Raw genomic sequence first — 8447 nt, forward strand, 5'->3', positions numbered from 1 at the left:
AGGTAAAAGTCCAGGGTCTGGCCACCGGCGGTGCTCGCCCGATAGAGGTAGCACCACCTGCCGCCGACCCGGATATAGGTCTCATCCACCTGCCAGGAACTGGCCTGCCAGTCGGGTACCTGCCGGTACCACCGAGTGTGCTTGTCCAGCTCAGGGCCGTATTTCTGGACCCAGCGGTAGATCGTGGTGTGATTGACCGGCACGCCCCGCTCAGTCATCATTTTCTCTAGATCGCGGTAGCTCACCCCGTAGCGGCAGTATCACCGCACTGCCCACAGAGTGATGTCACGGGGGAAATGACGACCGGAGAAGATGCCCATGGCTGTGATTATTTCACGCCGGTCTTTCTACTGCCCCAACTTTGCAACAGCACCTACGAGTCCACCCCGGGCGCCACGGTCCGCGGCATCGCCGAGGATCTCGGCATCGTGCGCGGCACGCTGCGGCACTGGCTCGAGGTCTACGGGACCGGCAAGAAGACCGCCGCTGACGGGACATTGACCTCCAGCCCACTGCAGTCCAAGCCGTCGCCGACAAGCCCTACGGGTCCCGCCGGTGAGACGCCTGAGCAGAAGATCGCCCGGCTCGAGGCCCGGGTCAACGAGCTCGAGGTCGAGACGACGAAGCTGACCACCGAGCGGGAGATCCTCCAGCGGGCGGCCAAGTATTTCGCTGGGGAGACGGGCTGGTGAGTCGTTTCCAGTTCGTCGCCGGCAACTCCGCCACCTTCGAGGTGAAGCGACTGTGTGAGCTCGTCGAGATCGAGCGCTCGTCCTACTACGCCTGGCTCAAGGCTGCCCCGGCCCGAGAAGCCAGGGCAGCTGACGACGCGGCGCTGGCAGAGCGGATCAGGGCTGTCCATGCCGAGGACAACACCCAGGGTGCGCCACGGATCACCGCCGAGCTCAACGACAGCGCGCCTGCCGGTGAGCGGGTAAACCACAAGCGCGTCGCCAGGGTGATGCGGCTGCAAGGAATCCGGGGCTATGTGAAGAAGCGGCGGGTGCGGACCACGATCCCCGAACCGTCTGGCCAGAAGTACCCCGACTTGCTCAAGCGCGACTTCACCGCCCCGGCGCCAGGGCTGCGCTACGTCGGCGATATCACCTATCTGCCGATCGCCGACGGCACGAACCTCTACCTGGCGACCGTGATCGACTGCTACAGCCGTCGGCTTGTCGGGTGGGCCATCGCTGACCACATGCGTACCGAGCTCGTCGAGGACGCGTTGAAGGCCGCCGCCGCAACCCGGGGCACCCTCAAGGGCAGCGTATTTCACAGCGACCACGGGTCGGTCTACTGCTCGAAGGACTACGCCAAGCTCTGTCGCAAGCTCGGCGTCACCCAGTCCATGGGCGCCGTCGGGTCCAGCGCGGACAACGCATTGGCCGAGTCGTTCAACGCCACCATGAAGCGCGAGGTTCTCCAAGACGCCGCCTGCTGGAGCAACGAACTGGTCTGCCGCCGGCAGGTCTTCAGGTGGCTCGTCCGCTACAACACCAAGCGACGCCATTCGTGGTGCCGCTACGTCCCGCCGGTCCTCTACGAGACCGGCAACACCGCTACGCTGCCGACGGCTGCGTAATCACACCCCGTGTCCAAGATCCGGGGGTAGGGCCCTTGCGCGGTGCCGTCTACTACACCGACGGTCAGCTCGAGGACGACGCCCGCCTCGTGATCGCGCTGGCCCGCACCGCCGCGGCGCACGGCGCGGACGTCCTCACCCGGTGCGCCGCGACCGACCTGCGTGAGGACCGACTCACCCTCACGGACGAGACGACGGGCGAGAGCGTCGAGGCTCGGGGCACGGTCGTCTCGGCGACCGGCGTGTGGGCCGGTGAACACGACCCGTCGTTGCGGATCTCGCCGAGCCGCGGATCCCACCTGGTCGTGCGGGCCGAGGCGCTCGGGTGTCCCAGCGCCGTGTTCACCGCGCCGGTGCCGGGTCACTTCGGCCGGTTCGTGTTCGCTCTGCCACAGAGCGACGGCCTCGTGCTCGTCGGCCTCACCGACGACGCCGCTCCCGGGGTCGACGGCATCGCTCCGCCGGTGCCGGAATCCGACGAGGACTTCCTCCTCGCCACGATCAACCGCGCGCTGGAGCGCCCCCTGACCAGGCAGGACGTGGTGGGCCGGTTCGCCGGGCTGCGGCCGTTGGTGCTGCCGACTCCGTCGGGCGGGTCGACGGGAGGGACGAAGAGGCGGATCGGGAGGCACGGGTTCGGGGAGAGGCGCGAGCACGGCGCGTCGGGGGATCTGTCGGAGGGCGCGGAGCGCCCACTCGTCGAGGCGGGCGCGACCGCCGACGTGTCCCGACGGCACCTGCTCATCGACGAACCTGGCCGGCCCCTGACGATCGCCGGGGGCAAGCTCACGACCTATCGCACGATGGCCGAGGACGCCGTGGACGCCGCCTGCCGTCGTCTCGGGACGGACCGGGAGTGCCGGACGAGGATGCTCCCGCTCGTGGGCGCGGCGCCGCGGGAGGTGCTGGCCCGTCTCGAGGAACCGACCCGTCTCGTGCGCCGTTACGGCACCGAGGCCGGTCGTGTCGCGGAGTTGGGCCGTCGGTACCCCCGGTTCGCGGGCCCCGTCGCCGAGGGCGTCGCCTACACCGTTGCGGAGATGCTCTTCGGCGTGCTGGCGGAGGGCGCCCTCACGGTGGAGGACCTCGTCGAACGCCGCACCCGCACCTCCTTCGTCGAGTCCGCCGTCCCCGCCGCCCGCGAGGTCGCCGCCCAGGTCCTGGAACTCGCGACCACCTGACCCCCGCCCCCCGGATGACGTCATCGATGACGTCATGCGGGGTGAGGAAGGGGGCAGGGGGGCCATCGACACGGCTGAGCGCGTCGAGCGCGTGCTCGCCCTCGTGAGGTCCGAGGGCGCGGACGGCCCCAGAGCCACGGCGTTCCAAGTCGAGAGGCCCCCTCCCGGGTTGGGAGGGGGCCTCTCGTTCATCGCCGGTGCGGACGACCGGGCGAGCACCGGTCTCGATCCGCCGGCCTGGTCAGCTCTCCCAGCCTGCGTAGGCGATCCAGCGGAGGGCGGTGAGGGAGGGCATGAACATGTATTCGCCGCCGCGGAGGCGGTTGAACGTGGTCACGCCGTCGACGCGCTTGCGGACGGGGCGGTCGGGGATGGTGAACCGACCCGGTTCCTCGTGGAGTCCGACGACGGGGTCGCGTTCGGTACCGAGGTCGACGAAGTTGCCGCGGTTGATCCACTCCTGCTGGAGGAACTCGACCGTGTCGTAGGCGCGGGCGCTGATGAAGATGAAGAACAGGCCGCGCTCGTCGTCCTTGTCGTCGGCGGCGGTGAGGTCGGGGTCCCATTCGGGGCCGAACGTCGAGGAGCGGCGGATGATCCGGTGGATGTTCTCGTCCGTGAGGATCGTCAGCTCGCTGCCGCGCGGGTTCATGCGGCGCACGTGCGCCGAGTGGGGGCACATGAGGCCGCGGCGGTCGTCGGAGTAGTCGAAGTCGTCGTTGCGGGACTGATCCATGCCGAGGTCGACGTCGTCCTTCTCGGGGGAGAGGACGAGCGGCGCCCCCGACCGCCACCGGCCGACGAGCTTGGCGCCCAAGGCGTCGCGGGACTCCTGCGTGTCCTCCTCCGCGTGCTCGCGGAGGAAGTCGTTCCAGGCGCCGACACGGCTGTCGTACTTGCGGAGCACGACGAACGAGCCGTTACGACCCAGCACGTCCGGCGAGGGCATGGCGACGGGCGAACCCGTCTCGCTGTCCTCCCCGAGGATGAACTCGCCCGCCGCGATGGCCCGCTCCTGCCCCGGGAGGGCGTCGACGCCGGCGCCCGCGACGAGCGGCTGGCTGAGCGAGTCGTGGTAGCCGAACGGGTTGGCCGCATCCGGCGCCCCGAACGCGTGCGTGCCGAGCAGGGTGACCCCGTCGATCTCCTCCAGGTACCCCAGAGCCTTCTCCACGGCGTCCGCCCGGGACTCCTCCGAGTCGGCGTAGATCGTCACCGCGACGTGCAGGGAGTCGTCCTTGTAGAACTCCTCCCACGTCTCCGGGGCGTTCTCGCCCGTGTCCATGAGCTGGCCCGCGCGGGCCGCCATGCCCTGCCGGAACGGCAGCGGGAAACTCGCGAGGGACTCCTCCGGCAGGCCCATCGCCTTGAGGCCGGCGTGGCTGATTGCCACCCCCGTCCACGCGTGCATGTCCGCGGTCCAGTCCTGCGCCGAGGGGACGTACTCGACGAGCCGGCCCAGCAGGGCACGACCCCCCTCGGGGGTGTCGACCCGCAACCCCGCGTGGATCCCGACGTAGGGCTCGGGCCGCGACCGCAGGATGAGGGACTGGATGTCGTCGAGTTGCAGCGTGACGCTCTCCCGACGGAACCGCTTGCGCAGCTCCCTGAGGTGATCGAACGGCATCAGTAGTCCACCCCCTGCGGCGTCGCCACCGCGTCCGACAGCGCCGACAGGGCCTCCCGGGTCGTCGCGTCCATCGCGGTGTTCGCCGCCATCGCGTCGAAGAACGTGTCCAGGGCCTGCTCCATGCGCTGGTACCGGCGCACGTCCACGACCGTCACCTGCGGGTTCGCGACGAACCACGCGGCGGCGTCGATCTGGTGATTCGCGATGTAGTCCTTGACGTCGGGCGAGTCGATACCGGGCCAGCCCTCGACATTGGCGAACAACAGGTCCATGAGCTCGGGGATCTTCGTCGCGAAGTCGTCGATGTAGGTGTCCCAGTCGCCGTCGTAGGCCGTGGCGAACAGCACACGCGTGTCGTCGTCGAAGAACACGAACCGCATGTTGTGCAGCGTCGAGACGCGCTTGGCGCCGTCGAAGTCGCCGCCGGTGAGGCCGAAGATGCGGCGCAGCCGGTCGGCGCCGCCGGGCCTGAGGTCGGCGATGGCGGTCAGCTCGGACACGTTGCCGGAGCGGGCACCGGCCCGGCCAGCCGACATGTACGTGCCCTCGTGGAGCGGGTTCTTGTCGGTGAGCAGGGAGTTGATCGCGATCTGGGAGATCGTCGGCGCGTCGGCCGCGACCTCCTTGACCACGCGGCGGAACTCCTCCATGCGGCTCTCCTCCGAGAGGCGCGGGTCGATGCGGGTCTGTTCGGATGTCAGCTTCTCATTCATGGGGTCCTCCAAGGGGGTGGGGGGTCAGGCGGTGAGGTCGGCGAGGGAGTCCGGCTCCCGGCGGGCCACGGCGTTGAGGTCGTGCCGCTGCCGCGAGGACGACTCGTAGGCGAGCTTGCGCACGCGCATGATCGAGCCGAGGGGCCGATGGGCCTCGACTCCGTTCCACGGGTTGAACGCGAGGTGGTCGTCACCGGCGACCCGACGGGCGGGCAGGCTGACATCCTGCGGGTCGAAGCGGACCGTCGCGACGGTCCGGAAGGGTGCCTCGTCCTCGTCCCAGAGCACGGCGGCGTCCTCGACGGGCATGGTCTCCAGGTCCGTGCACAGCTGCGCCCGCAGCTCGTACGTCGCACCCTTGGTCATGAAGTGGCGGACGACCGCGGTGCGCATCGCGTCGAAGTCGTCGCCGACGTCGACGCCGGTGAGCTCGGCGACCTCCCCGGTCGGCGCGAGGGACATCTTGGCGACGTGGTCGCCGTAACGGATCGCGGCCTGGGTGTAGAAGGTCTCACCGAGCATGTGGGAGTAGTCGTTCGCGAGGCCCTGGATGGTCGCGCCGGGGGTGCGACCGAGTTTCTCGGTGATCGAGGCGATGCCCCGGGCGGCGGCGGAGACCGCCTTCTGCGCGGCGGCCGGGTTGCTCGCGTTCTTCTCGAGGATGTCGAGCATGTCCTCGTACTTGGTCACGGTGCCGAACGCGAGCGTCGGGAAGTTCACCATGAGGAAGTCCTGGTTGGCGCCGCCGAGGTCGGGGGAGAGACGCTCGCCCTCCACGTCGATAATCTTGAGGGCGAACCCGCGGGGGGTGGGGATCTCGTCGGAGTGGATGTCGCCGGGTGCCGAGGACAGGCGCGCGACGACCTCGTGGGTGCCGGGGGTGGCGAAGATGCCCTGCGCGAGTTCGTGCGGCAGGTCGTCGTGCACGGTGAGCTGCCCGGTGAGGATCGCGTGGCTCTTGGCGTGCGCGTCGCGGTGGGCGTGGCGGTGACGGTCGGCGTTCTCGGCCTGGGTGGCGGCCATGCGCTCGACGATGCGCTGGGAGATCTCGGCCTCGTTCTCCACGGGCACTTCGACGTCATCGTGGTAGCGGATGGGGTTCATCGGTATGCCTCCTCGACATCGTGATAACAATATTGTACTGGACTCAATTTGGCTCTTCAACTTTGAGCGTGGTGCTGGGTGTTCACGCCGCGATCGGTCGGGGCGCATAGCCAATGATGCGGCATCTGTAGTTCCGATGGTTGCGGTACCCGCGCCCGACCCTCTTGATCGTCTTGGCGGTCAGGTTCGCCGCCTCGGTGCGAGCGTTCGTGACCCTGGTTCGGCAGAAGGTGAGCAGCTCACGACGCCAGGCCAGCAGGGTCCGGAACAGCGCGGCCGGCTCGGGCAGGTGGGTGGCTCGCACGGCGCTCTCAAGGCGGGCCCAGTGCCGCTGGAAGGAGGGCGTGTCGGTGGCGGTGAGGACCTGGCGGACGTGTTCCTTGATGCCCCACGCGACGGCCAGCTCGACGTCCTCGGCCAGGATCTGCTGCAGCTTGGTGCGCTGCCGGACGGTGAGCCGGTCACCGGCGCAGGTGAGCAGCTTGCGGTACTTCCACGGGGTGTCGGTCGCCCGTCCTCGGCGCTCGTGCAGCTCCCACACCCGGCGCCTCCTCACCTTGGTGACCATCTCGTTGGCCAGCCGCACCACGTGCCAGTGGTCCACGCTGACCTTCGCCCGCGGTAGTGCCTTGCGGACCGCGGCCCGGAACTCACTCGACATGTCCAGGGCGACGACCTGCACCCGCCGGCGCCACCACCGCGGCCGCGCCGCGAGCCAGGAGGTGACGACCTTGCCGCGGCGGCCGTCGACGACGTCCAGGATCGCGCCGTCGTCCAGGTCGGTGAACACGATGGACCGCGGCTCGGCCCGGCAGACGGATATCACCTGCTCGGTCAGCCGGGTCGTGACCCTCGCCCGCGCGGGCAGCTGCTCGGTCTCCTCGGTGAACGACCGCCGCGGGCACAACGACTCACGGCAGGCGTAGCGGCGCTTGCGCACGAGCACGTCGAGCCGCTCACCCCCGCACGGCACGTCCTTCACGCGCTGGGTAGGTCTTGCCTGGATCCGCGAGGACAGCACCCCGCAGGAGGGGCAGGCGCCCTCGCTCGTGGTCGTCTCGATCAGCACCTGCCGCGGTTGCTCAACGCCGACGCCAGGGGTGGCCGAGACGACTCGGTAACCGGACAGGTTGAACAGGATCGACGCCGCATCGACGTCGAACGTAGGCTTGTGCACGCTCGCGGTCCTCGCTCATGAGATGTCTAGACAACACCCATGCTGGCGTAGGGCCGCGAGCCCTACTTCAGGGCCCCACCACGCTCAAAGTTGAAGAGCCAAGAATGGCCAGGCGGACGCAGTTGGCGACTCGACAGCACCTACATCGTGATCGAACAGTCACCCGACATGCTGGTGAAACCACACAACCGGAAGCGCCCCGGGCTCAACCACCTGGCCTTCCACGCCGGCGACCACGACCGCGTCAATGCCCTCACCGCGGCAGCCGCCGACCACGGCTGGGCACTCATGTTCGCCAACAAACACCCCCACGCCGGCGGTCCACAGACCTACGCCGCCAACCTATCGAACACCGACGGCTACCAAGTCGAGCTCACCGCGAACAACCCGTAGAACTCGCCGATCCACAGGTCTTGACGAGGGACTGTCCGCCTAACGGTGTAAGTGGCGTTTTCATGGTCAGCGGTCTTCGGCGGCCGGCATGCGGTCGGCGAAGGTGATAGCAAAGGCGTTCAACGCTGGCTTCCAGCGCATGGTCCATCGTGTCTGTCCGGTGCCCTTGGGGTCCAGACTCCGAGTGACGAGGTACAGGGTCTTCATCGCGGCCTGCTCGTTGGGGAAGTGGCCCCGGGCGCGGATCGCCCGGCGGTAGCGGGCGTTGAGGGACTCGATCGCGTTGGTCGAGCAGATCACCTTGCGGATCTCGATGTCGTAGTCCAGGAACGGGATGAACTCCGCCCAGGCGTTCTCCCACAGCCGCACGATCGCCGGGTAGGGCTTGCCCCATTTCTCGGCGAACTCCTCGAACCGGTCCCTGGCCGCGGCCACGGTCGGGGCGGTGTAGATCGGGCGCACGTCGGGGCTTGACCTCGGTTCTTGGACACGCTGAATCCAGCACCTGCTGGGGAAGCGAGATGATCCAGGAATCATGGCCAGGAAGAACTACTCCGAGGAGTTCCGTCGTCAGGCCGTCGACTTGTACGAGTCGGTGCTGTTGCAAAGTTGGGCGGAGAGCAGCGAAGACTCAGTTTCTCATTCCCTGATCGCCGCTGCGTGT

General features: G+C 68.5%; 7 protein-coding genes and 2 pseudogenes. 3 read left to right on the forward strand and 6 right to left on the reverse strand.

From position 1 onward, the window contains the following. Positions 1-320: pseudogene (locus ACFR81_RS10845) on the reverse strand (IS6 family transposase); the annotation flags it as partial. Positions 321-350: 30 nt separating this feature from the next. Here ACFR81_RS10845 and ACFR81_RS10850 point away from each other — a divergent pair. Together ACFR81_RS10850 and ACFR81_RS10855 are read left to right on the forward strand one after the other, a co-directional pair. Beyond that, a protein-coding gene (locus tag ACFR81_RS10850; RefSeq protein WP_145177647.1) for an IS3 family transposase occupies positions 351-1585 on the forward strand; the annotation gives its coding sequence in 2 pieces (ribosomal slippage) (positions 351-675 and positions 675-1585; 1236 coding nt in all). 35 nt (positions 1586-1620) lie between these two features. Next, positions 1621-2766: a glycerol-3-phosphate dehydrogenase/oxidase gene (locus ACFR81_RS10855; RefSeq protein WP_238397944.1), complete on the forward strand. Its 1146-nt coding sequence runs from the start codon at positions 1621-1623 to the stop codon at positions 2764-2766. 241 nt (positions 2767-3007) lie between these two features. Here the strand turns inward: ACFR81_RS10855 and ACFR81_RS10860 are convergent, their stop codons facing one another. The 4 genes from ACFR81_RS10860 to ACFR81_RS10875 form a co-directional block, all read right to left on the reverse strand. After that, a complete protein-coding gene (locus ACFR81_RS10860; protein ID WP_343876462.1) occupies positions 3008-4393 on the reverse strand; it encodes a Dyp-type peroxidase in 1386 nt (461 codons plus the stop codon). Beyond that, complete coding sequence (locus ACFR81_RS10865; protein WP_145177641.1) at positions 4393-5109, reverse strand: Rossmann-fold NAD(P)-binding domain-containing protein; 717 nt, start codon at positions 5107-5109, stop codon at positions 4393-4395. Before ACFR81_RS10865 ends, ACFR81_RS10860 begins: the two co-directional genes overlap by 1 nt. Before the next feature lie 24 nt (positions 5110-5133). Beyond that, on the reverse strand, positions 5134-6213 hold the full coding sequence (locus ACFR81_RS10870; RefSeq protein WP_343876460.1) for a catalase family protein: 1080 nt from the start codon (positions 6211-6213) through the stop codon (positions 5134-5136). 82 nt (positions 6214-6295) lie between these two features. Further along, positions 6296-7390, reverse strand: a complete 1095-nt coding sequence (locus ACFR81_RS10875) for an ISL3 family transposase (protein WP_068168382.1) — start codon at positions 7388-7390, stop codon at positions 6296-6298. Positions 7391-7537: 147 nt separating this feature from the next. Between ACFR81_RS10875 and ACFR81_RS10880 the strand changes: the two genes are divergently transcribed. Further along, on the forward strand, positions 7538-7783 hold the full coding sequence (locus tag ACFR81_RS10880) for a VOC family protein (protein ID WP_068168379.1): 246 nt from the start codon (positions 7538-7540) through the stop codon (positions 7781-7783). A gap of 66 nt (positions 7784-7849) precedes the next feature. Here the strand turns inward: ACFR81_RS10880 and ACFR81_RS10885 are convergent. Further along, positions 7850-8320, reverse strand: a pseudogene (locus ACFR81_RS10885) (transposase); the annotation flags it as partial. Positions 8321-8447 lie beyond the last annotated feature (127 nt).

The organism is Rothia amarae, assembly GCF_042677725.1.
Lineage (GTDB): Bacteria > Actinomycetota > Actinomycetes > Actinomycetales > Micrococcaceae > Rothia > Rothia amarae.